Below are 15,547 nucleotides of genomic sequence, written 5' to 3' on the forward strand. Positions count from 1 at the left end.
TTAGCTTGAACAACTGGCTGCGGCTAAGCCGGTTCACGTTTGAATGAAGCTGCAGCGCAACACATTCGAATTAATCAGAATGAAGCAGCATTGGAATCGGAATAAAAGAGCTGGATGCGTAAAAGTTGGCGTTCAGATGATCCAAATCTACGAACGGATTGAATTGAAGTTGATTGATGTAAACCGACAGATTTAAGGATTTGATTTGTCAGAGTATTTGTTTTCTTATATATAAATTCACAAAATCCGTATTTTGTACATATATAAATAAGCCGATAGATCATCTTCCACAGTCGCGCAATCCTTTTACCTGCCCGATCCGAACTCCGTCAATCTCGCCTAAAATCGTCCCTTGATCCTTTTCCGTATCAGACCGCGCATGCAGAATACTTTTCTTTATAACTTGCTCTTCTAAACTAATCGGTTTATAATGAGTCAAACGGTATAGAAAGCGAGGAAATTTTAATGAAAAACTTGATTCCTCCGTTCACTCTCGAAACGGCAATCCAAAAAACCCGTATGGCGGAAGACAGCTGGAATAGCCGAGATCCGCAGCGCGTTTCGCTTGTTTACACTGAGGATTGTTATTGGAGAAATCGGAGCGAATTTATCACGGGCCGCGAAGAAATCGTCTCTTTGCTGACCCGAAAATGGGCAAAAGAACTGGACTACCGGCTGATCAAGGAACTTTGGTCGTTTACGAATAACCGCATTGCGGTACGGTTCGCGTATGAATGGCATGACGATAGCGGTAATTGGTTCAGATCGTACGGAAACGAGAATTGGGAATTCGCCGAAGACGGCTTGATGCAGCGCAGATTCGCTTCGATTAATGACATGCCGATCCAGGAACAAGATCGCAAATTTCTTTGGCCGCTCGGCACGCGTCCCGCCGAACATCCAAGCTTAAGCGAGTTAGGCCTATGACCCGTACTATTTTTGAAAAGCCCGACGTCCTTCCTCTTGTCACCGAAGTGTTTCGCGAGTTGGGTTACGAAGGAGCGTCCATGAGCAAGATTACAGAACGAACAGGTCTGTCCAAAGGAAGCTTATATCACTTCTTCCCTGGAGGAAAAAGCGAGATGGCTTCTGAAATTCTTGCTCATATCGATCAATGGTTTACCCTCAACCTTTTTGAGCCGCTCGAAAACAACGAAGCCCTGTCAGCAATCGATCAGATGTGGCAGCAGATCGATGTCTATTTTCAGTCCGGTCAGCGTATATGCCTGATCGGCGCGTTCGCTCTGGACGAAACCCGAGATCGCTTCGCTGCCGCGATTCGACAGTACTTTATAAGATGGATTGAAACATTGAGTGCGGCATTGGTTCGAACAGGTCTCTCTCAAGAGGCGGCTGTCCGAATTTCGGAGGAAACGATCGTTGGCATTCAGGGGGGATTGGTTCTGAGCCGAGCGCTTCATGATGAATCCTTTTTCGGACGCACGTTGGCTAATCTTGCGCAGCGAGTCTCAACAGCCATTGCGGAAAGCGGCCCTCCCCGCTGACATCGCTAGGCTTCTCGGAATTTACTCATATCAGGTATAGGCAGCTTTTTATTCTGATTGAGCGAGGAAATTTGTTTGACTTCTTCATCAGAAAGAGAAAAATCAAAAATATTGTGATTTTCCGCGATTTCGAGCATCATCGGATGTTCATTCAGCCCTCCCTTCATCAGCGGAGACCAAGCTTCCATCTGAATCCGGTGCTGCTTGCAATATACACTCAGTTCGTGACGTGTCAGATAGGGATGGAATTCGACCTGATTCACCATGGGTTGAATGATAGCTACCGCCTTTAGTTGCTCCAGGTCCGCGATTTCAAAATTGCTGACGCCGATTGCTCGAACTTTCTTTTGATTGTACAGCTCCTCTAATGCTTTCCATGTTTCGAGCGATTTCCCTGCTACAGGCCAGTGAATCAAATATAAGTCCAGATAATCCAACTTTAACGCTTCCAGGCTTCGGTCAAACGCCGCCAACGTGGACGCATACCCTTGATCTTCATTAGCGACCTTTGCTGTTACGAAAATATTTTCCCGATCCACTCCAGATTCGATAATGGCTTGTCCGACTTGATCTTCGTTACGATACGCAGTCGCGGTATCAATGCTCCGGTATCCGTTTTGCAAGGCATATTTTACCGGCTTCGTTGCATCTTCACGATCTGCCGTCCAAACGCCAAGTCCCATCCAGGGCATTTTTACGCCATTATGTAAAATGGTAAAAGCATCGTCCATTCTTTATTCTCCTTTCGTAAAAACGCGCCAGACCGCTTCCGCTAATCAGCGTGTCGACTGCTTCGAAGAATCTCCATCAGCCTATCCGCCGTCTCCGTATTTCTCGCCGCTTTTGGGAGTAAGGCCGGCCGACCGAATTCGAAATAAGCGGCCCCTTTTCTGGGGTGGACTGTCGCTGTCGCCGCAGTATGGATTCGTTCGGCTCCTTTGACCGGCGAAACGAAATACCAGCGAATCATAGGGAACCAGAACGGCATGGCTCCGCTCATCGACATAGCTGTGCGGGTCGGTCCGGGATCCGCGATCCGCAGCGATATTCGATCCTGCGCATAATCGTCGGCCATGGCTTGAAACGCCGCTGCCGTCGCCAGCTTCGTATGCGCATAGGCGCGAAATCGCTTAAACTTCCGCGGTACACGAAGCTGCGGGAGATCCAAACCGTGTGCCATGCGCATCGCGCTTGATCCGACGGCGACAACAACGGAGTGATCCGCCGCCGCCAACTGCGGTCGAAGCAGCTCTGTAAGTAGATAGGGAGCGAACGTATTCACCTCGTAATGCAAATCGTTTCCCTGAACCGATAACTCAAGACGCTCGCCGGCAATTCCGGCATTATGAATCAGCAGATCGATACGATCCCGTTTCTCAGCGATCTGCTCGGCCGCCTGTCTAATCTGCGCATGATCCGACAAATCCGCATAGATCGGCTCGATAACCCGCGACGGAGCCGCAGAGCGAAGTTGTTTCAACTGCGGAATCGTTCGTTCGGGGCTTCGGTTAATTAGAATTAGATCGTAGCCGGCAGCAGCAAGCATTTTGCTCAATTCCGTGCCTATTCCAGAATAGGAAGCCGTTAATACCGCGACAGGACGTTTTTCGCCCGCGTTTATCGACGACATACTGGATCAAATCCCCTCTTTGTTGACTTATTCCGTGTATCTTCTAAAATGATATCAACATCTGTTCATTTAGCAACCGACAGATTGTTTGTAAATGTCGAATATGCGGAGGGGCCATGTCGGAGCTAATCAAGGTTAATCAACGGGTTATGCTAACAAAACACCTGGTTAACGAAGCTTTATTGAAAATGCTTAAAACACGCAATATCCATAAAATTTCTATTCGCGAGTTGTGCCAAATTGCGGGGATTAATCGCACGACTTTCTACAATCATTATGGAAGTCAATACGATGTCTTAAACGAGATAGCGGAGGCGTATATCCAGAACACTTCGTTTACTGTTATCCATGAGCTTGCGGCAGGCAAACAGGTCGATGCATGTCTGGTCGGAATTCTGCAATATGTCAAAGACAATCTGGAGTTTGCCAAGCTTATATTGGATACGGGCAATTACGACCTGATCTCCAGTATCAAAATCTCGCTACCGCAATTCGATCATATGGTTATGAAGTATCTGCCGGACAACCTGGATTTGACGGAGAAAAAAGCGATCGCCTCGTATGTTCAATACGGAACCTTGCGGTTGCTTAAAGAATGGATTCTTTCGGATTGTGCCGTATCGCCGCAAGAACAAGTCCGATTGATTTTAAAAGTTGCGGCGCGAACGATGAATGAATAGCTCGCGAATTCTTTTGAACGACGCGGCAGACTTAATTCGTATCAAGGTAAAAAAAGGGCTGTCCGGAATTCAGTTTTCACTGAATTTCCGGATAGCCCTATTAAGATATCGCTTCAATTCTTTTGGGATGATGAGGTGTCAGACCGCCATGAAACCTCCATCCACAAACAGTTCGTCGCCAGCGATAAAGCTGCTATCGTTGGATGCCAAGAACAGCACCGCTTTGGCGACTTCATCGGTCTGGCCGAGTCTTCCGAATGGCGTCATTTGCTTCAGTGCTTCCTCCGCCCCCTCGTTGTCTCGGAGATACGTCTGAAGCGCCGGAGTAAGGATCACTCCAGGAGAAACGACGTTCACGCGGATGCCCTGGTTTTTAAGATCGGTTGTCCACGTACGGGCGAACGAGCGAATCGCGGCCTTCGTGGCGCTATAGATTGACAACTCGGGAAGCCCTTTACTGCCCGATCCCGATCCTGTAAGGATTATTGTGCCTCCCTCCTTCATTAAAGGCAGCGCCTTCTGTACGGTGAAGACCAAGCCCTTGACGTTCGTAGCGAATACACGATCGAAGTGATCTTCCTCGATTTCGCCGATTGGTGCGGACTCCGAAATTCCTGCGTTGGCAAATACGACGTCAACCTTGCCATGGTCGCGTTGTATGCGTTCGTAGAGTCGATCGAGATCGTCTAAGCTGCCGACGTCTCCCCGAACGCCAACGGCACCGCGGCCGATCTCCTGCAAGGCCTCATCCAATCGTTCTTGTCGACGTCCTGTGATGTACACATGCGCGCCTTCAGCTGCGAAGAGCTTTGCCGTCATCAAGCCGATACCGTCGCTGCCGCCTGTAATTACAACGACTTTGTTCTCAAATCGTTTTGTCATATCGTCTGCCTTCTTTCTTTTTTTAAGTGGAGTGATCCTCCGTTTATTATATGGAGGTGTCCTCCACTTTTCAAGTATCAGCGAAAATAAACCATGGAATTTTAGCCTTTTTCCCTTTTTGACACTTTCTCCAACTCCCATTAAACTAAAAAGAATCGGAGAAAATATCTTTGGAAAGACGTTTTTTGCGACACAGAATTATTTAAGAACGGAAGCATGACAGAAGTTGGGGGGAAACGCATTGGCTGGGGGAAATTCACTACGGGCGGACGCCCAGAGAAACCGTGAACGTATTGTTGCTGCGGCTGAGGATGTTTTCCGGGAGCTGGGTGCCGGTGCTTCTCTGGAAAACGTTGCAAAGCGGGCGGGTGTTGGAATTGGAACGCTTTATCGGCGCTTTCCTACGCGTGAGGCGCTTTTGGCTGAAACCTATAGCGACCGATTCTTATCATTCGCACAAACCAGTCGGGAAAGATCTGCCGAACTTGATTCAGCAAGTGCGGTACGCGCTTATCTTGAAGAACTCGCCCTGCTCACGAGCGTATATCGAGGCCTTGCTGCTTCGCTAGGAACTGTTCTGCAAGTCGGCACGCCGGGCTGCCATGCGACAAGCGAAGAGGGAATGAGGTTATTGGATCATGCGCAGAAGATCGGAGTGATTCGTTCTGATATCAACTTTGAGGATGTAATCTATATCGTAACCGCAATCTCCCTTGCTGTTGAACAAGAAGATTCGCCGAAATCTCGTATTGCTCATCTGGTAGGCTTGTTCCTCGACGGCATCGGCGTGCGGTGATACTTCCGGAAACTCAAATGTCGGATCGTCTTTTTTGCAGGTGATCCGATTTTTTTATTTACACATAAAAAAAGCCGTCGTTTAAAGACGGCTTTCTGCCAAAAAAACATAAATAAATGTGACTTAATTATTTTATATGCCTCGAAAAACTTCTAAATGAGCATGGATAAATGTATACATCAATGAAACTGTTCCTTAACCGCCTCACTAAATTCATCCCTCATATAAAAATTCTCTGCCTACTCGTCTTTCTTTTTCACGATTTCATTCTGCTTCGCTTTCAGCTTTTCAGGCGTAACGTCGTCGCCCAGCGGATCGATGATCGTGGAGTTCAACAGGATATCGTTAACCGAGCCGCGGAATGCTCGTAAATATTCTTTGCGCAGCAGCGTTTGTTCTTCTTTTTCCGCCTCGGATAGACCGACTTCTTTTTGCTTTTTGGACAGCTCGTTGATTCTTTGCAAACTTGGAATAACCATTGTATATCCTCCCTGACTAAGCGCATTCGCCATTTATGTTTATCCCATATTTTATCTAACTTCCTTCTTCATGTACACAAGCATGTAGATCGGCGCATTTAGGCTATACCTTCTTCCTCGACCATAGCACAACCGGAATAAGCAGCAGCGCAAGAAATCCTCCGGCCAGCGAAAGCACGGAATAGCTGGAATGAGCTACGACCATCCCCGAAAGCGCGCCTCCGGAAGCTCCGGCGAGTGCGATCAGCACGTCTACCGTTCCCTGCGTCTTGGCGCGGGTCTCCGGCGTCGTGGCATCCACGATCGCGGCGGTGCCGCTGATCAGTCCGAAGTTCCAGCCCAGGCCGAGCAGCGCCAGCGCAACAATCAGCAGCGTCATCGAATCGCCCGGCGCGAACGCGGCGAGCAGTCCGGCCAGCAGCAGCGTCACGCCGGAGGCGTAAGACATCCGCTTCCGGCCGTATTTATCGACGAGAACGCCGGTCAACAGCGAAGGCAGATACATTGCGGCTACATGGATTCCGATCACCATCCCTACCGCGCCGAGTCCATGACCGTGATGCTTCATATGCACCGGGGTCATGGTCATGATGGCGATCATCACGATCTGGGTCAGCACCATGACGGAAGCGCCGACGATGACCCCGCGCTTATTGACGTCCGATTCCGCGTCTGAAACGCGGGAAGACGCAGCGCTGCCGAGACCGGCTTTTTCACGCTCCGCCGAAGCGATCGCTTGGGCAACGAGCAGCGGGTCGGGTTTCAGGAAGATCAGCAGCACCAATCCGGCCAGCAGATAAGCGGCGGCGGCCAGCATAAACGGACCGGACAAAGCGGGAGCGCCCAGCGAAGTGGCGGCGCCGCCCGTCACGTTGACCAGATTCGGTCCGGCGACCGCGCCGAACGTGGTGAATACCATCGCCATGCTGATCGATTTGGCACGCTGCGTCGGCAGCGCAAGATCGGTCCCGGCATATCGGGCCTGCAAATTGGTCGCCGATCCGGCTCCATAGATCAACAGCGAGACGAAAAGCAGCGGAATACTGCTCCAGATCGCAGCCAACACCACCCCGATCGCTCCGATTCCGCCCGCCAAAAAGCCGGCGGCCAATCCGACGCGGCGTCCCGAACGTTGAGACAAACGGCCGACGATCAGCGCGGCGGCGGCCGAACCCAGTGTAAACAACGCGGTCGGCACGCCCGCATAGCTGTCCGTGCCGAACATATCCTGCGCAAGCAGCGCGCCTACCGTAATTCCCGCGGCAAGCCCCGCTCCGCCGAACATTTGCGACGCGATCACGATATTCATCGTTTTGCGATACAAACGGCGCTGCTTATCCGGCGAATCGATGTAAGAGCGGAATTCGGCTTCCTTTTTCCACTTCTTTTTCCGAACCTGATCTTTTTCTTTTACGTGGTTTTTTGACATGCTTTTCCCCCTGCTTCGATTCCATAACAGACAATTTTAAATAACGAAAACAAGAAAAAGCTGCGCTTATACTCCCGGCAGCCTTTTCTTATAAACGTTCAAGCGTTTTGGATAACGCCTTTTAGCTATGTACGAATTCTGCTTCCTTCAGAGCCGGCGCTTTCTTCGGTCCGAATACTTCATCACATTTCTCGGCGATCCATCCTTCGATGTCTGCGACGTTTTCGCTTCTGCATAATACGAATCCGCCTTGAAGCGAAAACACGATATATTCATGCTTTTCCCCAAAGATCGACGTTTTCATCACTTTCGTATTGATCAAATTAGCGTCCGCATTCAAAGCATCGGTTACGGAATCTTCTTTAAAATCGGCGTACATCCCCCAGGCTTTTGCCACTCCCCGCGTCCTCATTTCTTACCGCTTATGCAGCGTCATGGATTTGCCGTCTTGTCGATGGCTGTTGTCAGTGTAACAGGTTATCACCCAACCTCCAACCCGTAAGCCCGACAAGCTTCTTCCAGCCCGCCCGCAAAATACGTCTCCGACGTCGTAAACGCCCATTCCCCGTCGATCTTCCGGAACTGGCCCAGCACCAGGGTGTCGCACACGGTACTCGGCATATACTCGAATGTGTGATACAAATCCAGTTCGTTGTCGATCGTCAGCTCCACTTTTTGCTTGTACGTATCCAGCGAGCCCACGATCACGATCCGCGTACAGTGCGCCGGCAGCTTCGCCAGATCGAGGATCAGCAGCTTTTCCCAGACGTTGTCGTTAATCAATCGCACGCAGCCGCTCGGGTGGTCGGGCTGATTGTAGAAAATAAAGTCGTCTTCGCCCGCGCAGCGGTCGTGCTCGTTCACCAGGAACGCCGAAACGTCGATATCCACTTCGTCTTCGGCGTCGAGTTTGGACAGTTTGAGCTTCAGCTCGGCTTCCGGCGATACTTCGATGCGCGAGCGCAGTCGTTCTTCCGTTTTGTCCAGCTGCGCTTTGTCCCAGATCTCGACGCCGAGCTGCTCCGCCATCTGGAGCGCCGCGCGGCTGAAATAGCTGGTCGCCACGACCATGCAGCTCTGGCAGTCGTACATATTCGCTCCCGCGTACACTTCCTGCACCGCGCGCACCGGCACCACGTTGCTGAAGCATTTGAGCTGCACCGCTTTGCGGACGCCGCTTTTGATAATGATCAGGTCCACTCCGTAGTCCGGCGCGTAAGGATCGCTGGTCGGGACTTCGACTTCGTAGCCCAGTTTGGTAAACAGTTCCTGCATATGGTACTCGAACGTCCGCCCGTCCAGCGCGATCTCTTCGAGCACGGCCGGGGTAAACGAATATGTCGCCGTCAGATCGGGAATCCCGTAATTGGCCGCGACCTGCTCCATGCCGGCGTTGTAGCCGTTGCCGATCGCGTTGAAGCGCCACTCCTCCTTGTACGCGTACAGCGCGCCGAGTTCCAGAGCCGTATTGCCGGCGCAGGTGTCCATGTCTACGTCGTAGCGCAGCAGTTCGCGGTTGTCGTAGGTCAGCACGCGGATATACAGCTCCTCCGGCGCACCGTGTGGCATGACCAGCGTAAACAGCACTTTGTCATGTCCCGCCTGCCCGATCGCCGCCAGATTCACCGTGTACTGCTCCATATCCTCCGTCGGCAGTTCTCTCCCGTCCACATGCGTTGTGCCGATCGTCGATTTATTCCCGAAAAAGGCGATGCTTTCCGCGTCCGGCAGCCGGCTGTTTTTGAGCAGCATCGCCGCCGTCAGGCATTCGCCTTCCCCCGTTTTCCAGCCGATCCCGATCTTGAGATTGCTCTGCTCGACCGTCGTTTTGGAGCCTTTGACGATCTTTTGCGAGCCGGAACGGTCTTCGATGCGCATCGCGCGCACCCGGCCGCTGAGCGGCAGATCCGTTTTGTTGACGTACTGCGTGAATTTGTTGAGCACTTTGCGGTACAGCACGGACGTCGCCAGGCTCGAAATCTTCGGGACGTGGGTGATCGTGACGTTCTTCGGCGTTTTCTCCGTGCAGCGCAGCGGATAGCCTTTGATCGAGATAAAGTTCCAGAACAGATGCGGGGCGCTCATGGCGTTGATCCGGCCCAGATAAGGGGTGACTTCTTCGTCGGTGAACCAGATGATGTTCGTCAGCTCGCTGGTGGTGAACAATCGGGAGAACAGATCGATCTTTTCGCCGCGCGACGCGTCTTTGCCATAGATATGCGACTTCATATAGGTGCTGGCGTTGTCTTCGGTAAAAGCGGGCAGCCGGTAAAAGGTACCGTTCGTCTGCGCCACCACTTTCACCGGACCGTTTTGCGCCAGCGGAGACAGTTTGTTGAACACCGTCTGCATATTGCCGCGCTTCATGTATTTTTGCAGGCCCTCGGCGGCGTTGACGATCAGGATGAAGTTGAGCTTCTCCCCCTCGACGCCCTGGCGGGTTAAGTAGGATTGATACGAGTTGCGATAGCTGCTGAAGCTCATGACGATTCCCCCTCAAGGAAGTTTCTCTCTAAAAAAGAGGATGCGGTCCAAATGACCAGTTGCTTCCTTAAGCTTACTCTCTTTCTGGATGGAAGTGAATGGACGGGAGGAAAAAAGCCTGATTAACGCGTTTTCTCAATTGCGTTAACAGGCTTTCTATTTCATCAAAGAAAATTACTGTTTGTAAGAAGTAAACAAAAAATAGTTTTTATTAGCTGCCCAGTTATAATAATTTGAAGTGGTCGCGTTTTTACTGGGGTCTTTAGCACCGAATTCAAAGACTCCACTGCTCGTCATTCTATATCCGTTTCCTGCTTGCCAATGCCAGGTTACGTCTGGATCAAGCCAGACAAAAAAATCGGGTTTATTCCACATGACCAGCGGAGGTCTTGAACTAATCACACGATCCTGATAGCTGGCTATGGCACCAGAGGCACTCCCCTTGATGTTGGTTGCCGTCCAACCACTCATATGCATGTTCAAAAGTTGAGGCGTTAAAAACGACATATTGCCCGCCGAGGTACCGAAAATGTTCGTGCCAAGAAAATTATACATACCGTTAATCATGTCGCTCTCTGAATTATTAAAATATGTTTTCATGTCATGAACTTGAAGTCCGATGCTATGAAGATATTGAATAACCATTGAAAGAGAAGTAGGACCACACGCGCTGCCTGAGTGATTAACACCTGGTTGGTACTGATTCATTGAAGGAACAGCCAAATAATAAGCCGAGGGAGCCGCTTTTAAAGAAAAAGAGTCTGACTCCAAACTTTGTTTCCATAATTCACGAGAATTTGGCTCAACATTTAAATCTAAACTTTGAAGTATTTCTGCTAGAGTAGGGGAAAAAGCGTCAGCGTTGTTTTTTTGCAGCTTCATCTTCTGATTATTATTGTTAACTTCACTTTCAATTTGTGAAATAAGTTCGTTGGCATTTACGGCGGCCGCCTGATTTCCCCCTCCAAAATAATACAATTTCTCATCTGCCTCTGCCGACTCCAAGGAATCTTTTGTCGGCGAACTGCTATATTCGAGGATAGGAGTTATATCGTACCTAGCCCCAGTAATATAATAGCCGATACTTTGATTGCCTTGCATAAGCTGAAAATAGTAGCCCATTATATGATCGTGAATGTCATATAAGTCTGCACGATGCACAATTTCTACATCATTCCACAAACCGAAGAATTCATGTTCAGGAGGAATATTTTTGATATCGCTTTCAACAACTTGCTTAACCGCTTCCACGGGTATGAGTTCACTTTCGGCATTGGCCGCTGGTGTATTCAAGAAAGTAAATCCGAACAAAATAATTGCAAAAAAGATACTCCTACATCTTTTAACATCCATTTTGTCATCCCCTTTAGTTACATCTACATTTTAGGTTTGATGCTTGTTTCATTTTCTTCCCGACCTTCGTTTCTCTAATACATAGTCATACAAGTCTTCAAATTCTTTCGTCTGCATATCCTGACCGACGTAGAAAACCAGTGTGGGATCTTCTGTCGGATAAGCATGGGAACTGTATCTAAGGTGCATAACATCGAAACTCATCTTCTGCATTTGAAAATCGATCCGATACTTATCCTCCAGGTAAGTTTCAAACTCTTTCTTGTAAGATGCAGATTTCCAAGGGAGTCCATAGAATATCGCATATACTCCCATGCCTAGAAGCAATACAACGAGCAAAAAAACGATTTCTCCTTTTCCAAATCGGTTTTTCATCTTTTCCTCCTTTTTTAAATTTAGTTCCCTTCCATCTAAACGCCATGAAAAGCATGATAGTTGTAAAAAAATTAAAAATTCCCAAAATGAATATGTTGATCGAGAATGGATTTTACTTCACGTTATATAACTCTTCCTCAAAATACTCCACCGCCACCTCGCGAAAAACCTCCGCCGCCCGCGACATATACCGCTCGTCGTTCCACAGCAGTGCGATCTCGCGCTCCAATTTGGGTTCTTTCAGCGCGATATACCGCACTTCCGCGCGTTTCTCCATAGCCGTCGCCGGTATAAAAGCGATCCCGATCCCCGCTTCGGCCAGCGCGATCAGCTTCGACGGCTCGTCGCCTTCGTACACGTAGCGAAGCTCGAAGCCCAGCGATCGGGCGGCGCCGTCGATCAGGTCGCGGGTGCCGCTTCCCTTTTTCACGCCGACGATCCATTGGTTTTGCAGTTCCGTAAGTTTGACGGCTTCCCGCTTCGCCAGCGGATGATCCGCAGGCAGTACGGCAACGATCGGATCGACATGCAGAATCCGGCAGGCGATGCCCTCGCCGGCCGAAGGCGAAGACATCCCGAAGTCCACTTCGCCCCGCCGCACCCGCTGCGTCAACTCGCTTCGCTCCACCCGCTCCACGTAGAGCTGGATATCCGGCATCCGCCTGCGGTATTCGCGCAGGATAGCGGGCAGCGTACTGGCGGCGGTTACGGCGAGCTTGAGCGTATCCGGTTCGCGCCCGGCCAGATCGCGGATTTCCCGCCGGCCCTGCTCCAGTTCGAACAACGCTTTTTCCGCGCGTTTGAGAAACAGCTTTCCGAATTCGCTCAGCTGCAGCCTGCGGTTGATCCGGTCGAACAGCGGCGCGCCCAGATCGTTTTCGAGGCGCTGGATCGTTTTGCTGAGCGAAGACTGGGTGACATGCAGACGCCGCGCCGCTTCGGTCATATGCCCGGTTCTCGCCACTTCGATAAAATACTGCAATTGCAGCAGTTCCATATTGGCTCCCCCTGTTTATCCGTGACTTCTCCAATACTTGTATAATCATTCCTTTCAGTCAATGGAATCATAGCATAAAAGGCGTTGGAGAGAATCAGCAAATTCCGCTAAGCTTCTGGCATAGGGGGAATGATTATGAATAAACGCACCTGGTGGCTGATGATCTCGATCGGGCTCGGCGTGATGCTGAACCCGCTCAACTCTTCGATGGTGTCCGTCGCTATACCCGCGCTTCAGGAAGCGTTCCGGCTGGACTTTACGACCGTGTCCTGGATCGTGTTCTCGTTCTATATCTCCAGCGCCGTCGCGCAGCCGGTGATGGGCAAAGCCGGCGATCTGTTCGGTCGCAAAAAGATCTTTCTCGGCGGACTGCTGGTCGCGTTTCTTGCTTCGCTGGCCGCCCCCTGGTCGCCGAGCTTCGGCTGGCTGATCGCACTGCGCGTCCTGCAGTCGATCGGCACCAGCATGATGATGGCCGTCGGTATGGCGCTGGTGCGCATTCATGTCACGGAGAAACGGGCTTCGGCGCTGGCGGTGCTGTCCGTGTTCTTGTCGGGAGCCGCGGCGGTCGGTCCGTTTATCGGCGGGCTGCTGACTTCGGGCTGGGGCTGGCGGGCGATCTTTTTCGTCAATCTGCCGTTTGCGCTGGCCGCGTTTGTGCTGGCCCGCCGCACGATTCCGGACGATCCCGGCCGGGAGGCGGGCGAATCCGGTCGTTTCTCGCTGCGGGCATGGCTGAGCCGGATCGACGCGCCGGGCGCGGGTTTGTTTGCGGCTGGGCTGATTCTGCTGTTCACCGGACTGCTGGCGACCGGCCCTCGCGGGCAGATCGGCGGGTCAAGCTTGGCGGGAATCGAAATCGCCACCGCGGGACTGCTGATGCTGATTCTGTTTGCCGTCTACGAGCTGAAGGTGGCCGCGCCGTTTATCCCGCTGCGCTTGTTCGCGGGCAATCCGGGGCTGATTCGTATCAACATCGAATTTATGCTGGCCAATCTGCTGTTTTACGCCGTGTTCTTCGGACTGCCTTCGTATTTGCAGCAGGTCCGCGGCTTGAGCGAATTCCATACGGGACTGCTGATGCTGAGCCTGGGGTTGTGTTCGCTCGTCGTCTCGCCGCTGGCCGGGAGATGGACGGAGCGGTTGGGACCTGCGTCCGTGCTTCGGATGTCCGCGCCGGTCATTACGTTGGGCGCGGCGGGCATGGCGCTGCTGAACCCCCATACGCCGCTGCTTGTAATCGTCCTGATCCTGGCGGCGTTCGGGATCGCGAACGGGCTGAACGGCGTGGCGATGCAGTCGGCGCTGTTTGCGGCTTCTCCGGCCGAGGCGGCCGGCGTCGTGTCGGGGATGTTTATCACCTTTCGCTATCTGGGCACGATCCTGTCGTCTTTGCTGACCGGGCTGGCGATGGGCGGAAACTTCAACGAAGCGGGGTTTCGGGCACTGGGCATCTGGCTGATAGCCGCGGCGCTGATACTGGTTGTATTGAGTTTGGGGAAAAGGCGGTCGGCGGAGGAAGAAACGAACAGGTGAAAACCGGTGGTTGACAATGCGAAAAAGCCTACGGCGCAGAAGGAATCCGGCCGCAGGCTTGCCTTTTTTTGGCTTGCTCATTCGTTAGTATGGTATCTGGGTAGCCCACTTTTCTTAATAGGAGGTTGTTGCACTCAAGTATCTGTCAAACCACAAAGAGGAGATCTAGATGAAAACTTATCAATTAGCATCTAAAATTTCTACTTTTTCAATAAAATCGTTTACCTCATATTGAGTTTTATCATTATAGTTGTTTGTTGTTACTTTTTTAGCTTCCACACGCAATACGCCTTGAGAGCCCCAAGTAAATCCCGCTTCATTCAAAAAAACGATAACTTTTTCTCCTTCTTGAAGAGCTCCTCCTTCTGGTTCGATAAAGTATGCTCCTGCGTCGCCGCCTGCTTCATTATAAGTGATAATCGTATTTCCCTGTTTATCCAAACTCTTTAATTGATTTTCGTTTGTATCTTTAATAGGCTCTTCGACTTGAATCTTCACTTCAGTCACCGTTTCTTCAATAAACTTCCCAGCATTTCTATCATCGACATCGAATTCGGTAGTTACGGGAATTTTGATTTTTTTGGTGTTTTCGCGTTTTACAACAGTTCCGTAAACGATTCGATCTGCATGATCTGTCATTTCATGTAAAGTAAAAGCTGGATAAGTAGCTTGATCTTTTACAATAATCTTTCCATGGTGAGTAATGTTAGGCAAATAAATTCCTGCTCCTACTGCCAGAGTTAAAACAATCGTACTTGTAATCACTTTTTTTCTCATAGTACTAACCCTCCTTTTTCTCTACGAATGTTGATCTTCAGAACGTTTTCACCGGCCCCGAGCCGATCTCGATCTCCAGTCGGTCCTCTCCGAACTTGTCGATCAGCATCCGCGCCTGCTCGTCGGTAAACGGGCCGTCGATTTCGATACGCGGATTGTCGATCGAGTAGCCCGCGCTGTACGGGCCGTCATGAATCTCATCCACGTAATCGGCGACTTCCTTGCAAAAAGCGGCCAGTTCCGGTTCGGAATACGCCGACGTTTGGAAGACTACATCGCGGCCGAACCGCTGCTCCAGCGCCTGCCGAAGTTCGCGGATATCCGGTTCGTTTCCTTTTTTGGTGACGAAAGCGATCTTGGGTCCGTCCGGATGATCGTTGTCGAAGTAGTAATCGGTCTTGGCGGGAATCAGGGCGGAATAACGATGGTCTGCGAAAAAATCTTCGAGCATCGGAATTGCCCGGATCTGGAACGCGAGGCTAGGATCTCCGGAAGCCTGCGTATTCGCTCCAGCGCTTTCCTGCGCCCGGATGCTTTGCGCGGGTTCCGTTCCTCCGACTCCCGTCAGCAGCAATCCGAGCACAACGGCGGATGTCCACGTTATTCTTTTTCTCATTGCTGCTC

17 protein-coding genes are annotated in these 15,547 nt (G+C 51.0%); 5 read left to right on the forward strand and 12 right to left on the reverse strand.

Annotation, left to right across the window (positions count from 1 at the left end; translation table 11 throughout):
* Positions 1 to 465: 465 nt before the first annotated feature.
* Positions 466 to 927, forward strand: coding sequence for a nuclear transport factor 2 family protein (locus QWJ34_RS21710; RefSeq protein ID WP_302731100.1), 462 nt, complete (start codon positions 466 to 468; stop codon positions 925 to 927).
* On the forward strand, positions 924 to 1,505 hold the full coding sequence (locus tag QWJ34_RS21715) for a TetR/AcrR family transcriptional regulator (protein WP_302731101.1): 582 nt from the start codon (positions 924 to 926) through the stop codon (positions 1,503 to 1,505). Before QWJ34_RS21710 ends, QWJ34_RS21715 begins: the two co-directional genes overlap by 4 nt.
* 5 nt (positions 1,506 to 1,510) lie before the next feature.
* On the opposite strand, the gene QWJ34_RS21720 is transcribed toward QWJ34_RS21715, so the two are convergent.
* The gene (locus QWJ34_RS21720) at positions 1,511 to 2,236 is read right to left on the reverse strand and encodes an aldo/keto reductase (protein ID WP_302731102.1); all 726 of its coding nucleotides are present in this window, start codon (positions 2,234 to 2,236) and stop codon (positions 1,511 to 1,513) included.
* Positions 2,237 to 2,277: 41 nt separating this feature from the next.
* Positions 2,278 to 3,135 (reverse strand): SDR family NAD(P)-dependent oxidoreductase, encoded by an 858-nt coding sequence (locus tag QWJ34_RS21725; protein ID WP_302731103.1) that lies wholly within the window; start codon positions 3,133 to 3,135, stop codon positions 2,278 to 2,280.
* A 116-nt stretch (positions 3,136 to 3,251) separates the two neighbouring features.
* Between QWJ34_RS21725 and QWJ34_RS21730 the strand changes: the two genes are divergently transcribed.
* Positions 3,252 to 3,815 carry a TetR/AcrR family transcriptional regulator gene (locus QWJ34_RS21730; protein ID WP_302731105.1) on the forward strand — a complete coding sequence of 188 codons (564 nt, stop codon included), beginning with the start codon at positions 3,252 to 3,254 and terminating at the stop codon, positions 3,813 to 3,815.
* A 138-nt stretch (positions 3,816 to 3,953) separates the two neighbouring features.
* On the opposite strand, the gene QWJ34_RS21735 is transcribed toward QWJ34_RS21730, so the two are convergent.
* Complete coding sequence (locus tag QWJ34_RS21735; protein WP_302731107.1) at positions 3,954 to 4,697, reverse strand: SDR family NAD(P)-dependent oxidoreductase; 744 nt, start codon at positions 4,695 to 4,697, stop codon at positions 3,954 to 3,956.
* A gap of 241 nt (positions 4,698 to 4,938) precedes the next feature.
* Between QWJ34_RS21735 and QWJ34_RS21740 the strand changes: the two genes are divergently transcribed.
* Positions 4,939 to 5,493, forward strand: coding sequence for a TetR/AcrR family transcriptional regulator (locus tag QWJ34_RS21740; protein WP_302731108.1), 555 nt, complete (start codon positions 4,939 to 4,941; stop codon positions 5,491 to 5,493).
* A gap of 239 nt (positions 5,494 to 5,732) precedes the next feature.
* On the opposite strand, the gene QWJ34_RS21745 is transcribed toward QWJ34_RS21740, so the two are convergent.
* The 7 genes from QWJ34_RS21745 to QWJ34_RS21775 form a co-directional block, all read right to left on the reverse strand.
* The gene (locus QWJ34_RS21745; protein ID WP_302731109.1) at positions 5,733 to 5,972 is read right to left on the reverse strand and encodes a DUF896 domain-containing protein; all 240 of its coding nucleotides are present in this window, start codon (positions 5,970 to 5,972) and stop codon (positions 5,733 to 5,735) included.
* Positions 5,973 to 6,075: 103 nt separating this feature from the next.
* Positions 6,076 to 7,401 carry an MFS transporter gene (locus QWJ34_RS21750; protein WP_302731110.1) on the reverse strand — a complete coding sequence of 442 codons (1,326 nt, stop codon included), beginning with the start codon at positions 7,399 to 7,401 and terminating at the stop codon, positions 6,076 to 6,078.
* Between the two features lie 121 nt (positions 7,402 to 7,522).
* Entirely contained in the window at positions 7,523 to 7,798 is a 276-nt protein-coding gene (locus QWJ34_RS21755) for a hypothetical protein (protein ID WP_302731111.1), read from the reverse strand.
* Positions 7,799 to 7,881: 83 nt separating this feature from the next.
* Positions 7,882 to 9,885 carry a TerD family protein gene (locus QWJ34_RS21760; protein WP_302731112.1) on the reverse strand — a complete coding sequence of 668 codons (2,004 nt, stop codon included), beginning with the start codon at positions 9,883 to 9,885 and terminating at the stop codon, positions 7,882 to 7,884.
* A gap of 174 nt (positions 9,886 to 10,059) precedes the next feature.
* Positions 10,060 to 11,238, reverse strand: a complete 1,179-nt coding sequence (locus QWJ34_RS21765) for a hypothetical protein (RefSeq protein ID WP_302731113.1) — start codon at positions 11,236 to 11,238, stop codon at positions 10,060 to 10,062.
* Positions 11,239 to 11,286: 48 nt separating this feature from the next.
* Positions 11,287 to 11,613 (reverse strand): hypothetical protein, encoded by a 327-nt coding sequence (locus QWJ34_RS21770; protein ID WP_302731114.1) that lies wholly within the window; start codon positions 11,611 to 11,613, stop codon positions 11,287 to 11,289.
* Positions 11,614 to 11,725: 112 nt separating this feature from the next.
* Complete coding sequence (locus QWJ34_RS21775) at positions 11,726 to 12,610, reverse strand: LysR family transcriptional regulator (protein ID WP_302731115.1); 885 nt, start codon at positions 12,608 to 12,610, stop codon at positions 11,726 to 11,728.
* A gap of 135 nt (positions 12,611 to 12,745) precedes the next feature.
* Between QWJ34_RS21775 and QWJ34_RS21780 the strand changes: the two genes are divergently transcribed.
* Entirely contained in the window at positions 12,746 to 14,146 is a 1,401-nt protein-coding gene (locus QWJ34_RS21780; RefSeq protein WP_302731116.1) for an MFS transporter, read from the forward strand.
* Positions 14,147 to 14,326: 180 nt separating this feature from the next.
* Here QWJ34_RS21780 and QWJ34_RS21785 read toward each other — a convergent pair whose 3' ends face one another.
* A complete protein-coding gene (locus QWJ34_RS21785; RefSeq protein ID WP_302731117.1) occupies positions 14,327 to 14,923 on the reverse strand; it encodes a hypothetical protein in 597 nt (198 codons plus the stop codon).
* Positions 14,924 to 14,960: 37 nt separating this feature from the next.
* Positions 14,961 to 15,539 carry a hypothetical protein gene (locus QWJ34_RS21790; protein ID WP_302731118.1) on the reverse strand — a complete coding sequence of 193 codons (579 nt, stop codon included), beginning with the start codon at positions 15,537 to 15,539 and terminating at the stop codon, positions 14,961 to 14,963.
* Positions 15,540 to 15,547 lie beyond the last annotated feature (8 nt).

This window comes from Saccharibacillus sp. CPCC 101409 (assembly GCF_030518235.1).
In the GTDB taxonomy this organism is placed as follows: domain Bacteria; phylum Bacillota; class Bacilli; order Paenibacillales; family Paenibacillaceae; genus Saccharibacillus.

Bases quoted from the DNA above. Each gene is read 5' to 3' on its own strand.
- QWJ34_RS21710 (WP_302731100.1), top strand. From the start codon at position 466: ATGAAAAACTTGATTCCTCCGTTCACTCTCGAAACGGCAATCCAAAAA.
- QWJ34_RS21715 (WP_302731101.1), top strand. From the start codon at position 924: ATGACCCGTACTATTTTTGAAAAGCCCGACGTCCTTCCTCTTGTCACC.
- QWJ34_RS21720 (WP_302731102.1), bottom strand. From the start codon at position 2,236: ATGGACGATGCTTTTACCATTTTACATAATGGCGTAAAAATGCCCTGG.
- QWJ34_RS21725 (WP_302731103.1), bottom strand. From the start codon at position 3,135: ATGTCGTCGATAAACGCGGGCGAAAAACGTCCTGTCGCGGTATTAACG.
- QWJ34_RS21730 (WP_302731105.1), top strand. From the start codon at position 3,252: ATGTCGGAGCTAATCAAGGTTAATCAACGGGTTATGCTAACAAAACAC.
- QWJ34_RS21735 (WP_302731107.1), bottom strand. From the start codon at position 4,697: ATGACAAAACGATTTGAGAACAAAGTCGTTGTAATTACAGGCGGCAGC.
- QWJ34_RS21745 (WP_302731109.1), bottom strand. From the start codon at position 5,972: ATGGTTATTCCAAGTTTGCAAAGAATCAACGAGCTGTCCAAAAAGCAA.
- QWJ34_RS21750 (WP_302731110.1), bottom strand. From the start codon at position 7,401: ATGTCAAAAAACCACGTAAAAGAAAAAGATCAGGTTCGGAAAAAGAAG.
- QWJ34_RS21760 (WP_302731112.1), bottom strand. From the start codon at position 9,885: ATGAGCTTCAGCAGCTATCGCAACTCGTATCAATCCTACTTAACCCGC.
- QWJ34_RS21765 (WP_302731113.1), bottom strand. From the start codon at position 11,238: ATGGATGTTAAAAGATGTAGGAGTATCTTTTTTGCAATTATTTTGTTC.
- QWJ34_RS21770 (WP_302731114.1), bottom strand. From the start codon at position 11,613: ATGAAAAACCGATTTGGAAAAGGAGAAATCGTTTTTTTGCTCGTTGTA.
- QWJ34_RS21775 (WP_302731115.1), bottom strand. From the start codon at position 12,610: ATGGAACTGCTGCAATTGCAGTATTTTATCGAAGTGGCGAGAACCGGG.
- QWJ34_RS21780 (WP_302731116.1), top strand. From the start codon at position 12,746: ATGAATAAACGCACCTGGTGGCTGATGATCTCGATCGGGCTCGGCGTG.
- QWJ34_RS21785 (WP_302731117.1), bottom strand. From the start codon at position 14,923: ATGAGAAAAAAAGTGATTACAAGTACGATTGTTTTAACTCTGGCAGTA.
- QWJ34_RS21790 (WP_302731118.1), bottom strand. From the start codon at position 15,539: ATGAGAAAAAGAATAACGTGGACATCCGCCGTTGTGCTCGGATTGCTG.